This is a genomic window from Streptomyces sp. URMC 124 (genome assembly GCF_051386455.1).
Taxonomy (GTDB): Bacteria; Actinomycetota; Actinomycetes; order Streptomycetales; family Streptomycetaceae; genus Streptomyces.
Genome location: NZ_JBPQTS010000342.1, coordinates 1 through 884 on the forward strand (window position 1 = coordinate 1; position 884 = coordinate 884).

1 protein-coding gene and 1 pseudogene are annotated in these 884 nt (G+C 74.2%); both read left to right on the top strand.

The window, feature by feature from the left end; translation table 11 throughout:
• A pseudogene (locus ACSNOG_RS32830) lies at nt 1–353 on the top strand (mucin-2); the annotation flags it as partial.
• Nucleotides 343–884, top strand: a 542-nt coding sequence (locus ACSNOG_RS32835) for a hypothetical protein (RefSeq protein WP_436756348.1), incomplete at its 3' end; no start/stop codon positions are given. The pseudogene ACSNOG_RS32830 and the gene ACSNOG_RS32835, both read left to right, overlap by 11 nt.

The window sequence follows — 884 nt, forward strand, 5'->3', positions numbered from 1 at the left end:
GCCGCCCCCTCGTCGACGCCCTGACCTCCGCACGACTCGTGGTCGGCTGGGATCTGAAGCCCGCCGAGTGGCTCCTGCTCGAAGCGCTCGTCCAGCGGTGCGGCATCCCCACACTCGTTGCGTCAGCCACCGCCAGTTGGCAAGGCGCCCGCACCCAACCGCGGTCCGCCCGCTACTTCGTCCCCGCCTGGCGCGCCCTGCCCGACGCCCCCGCTCAGCCGGTGGACCTCCCCGCCGCCGTCGGCGCGGACGTCCTCCCGTTCAAGCCGCTGGCCCCCGCTCCGTCCACGCACAACGAGTCCGTCCTCGCCCGCGCCCGGGCCCGACTCCAGGAGCAGCACCGTGACCACTGACGAAGCCCTCGACCTCGTCGAACTCCTCTCCGCCGCCAACGTCCTCAACCGCATGGAAGACCGCACTCCAGACGTCTGGGCCGCAGCCCTCGCCGACCTCGACCCCGCCGACTGCATGCGCGCCGCCGCCCACCTCATCCGCACCCAGCAATGGGTCAAGATCTGCGACATCCGCACAACCGTCGCCGACCTCCGCGCCGAACGCATCACCGCCGCCAACGCCCTCTACGACGGCAACCCCGGCGAAACCGGCGCCCAGTCCATCGCCTCCCGCCGCGCCGTCCTCGACGCCGCCGCCTCCGGCCGCCTCCCCGCACGCCCCATCCAGGCCGCCCTCGAACCCGCCCCGGGCACCGAGCCCCTCGACGGCCGGGCCCAGGCCGTCCTCGCCACCGTCGGCCGCTACGTCCCAAGCCAGCGCGACGGCGTCGTCAACGTCTTCTCCGTCGCCTGCCGCATCTGCCACGCCCCCGCCGGCCGTAACTGCACCAGCACCCGCGACACCCGCAGACGCCGCACCGACCCCCACCC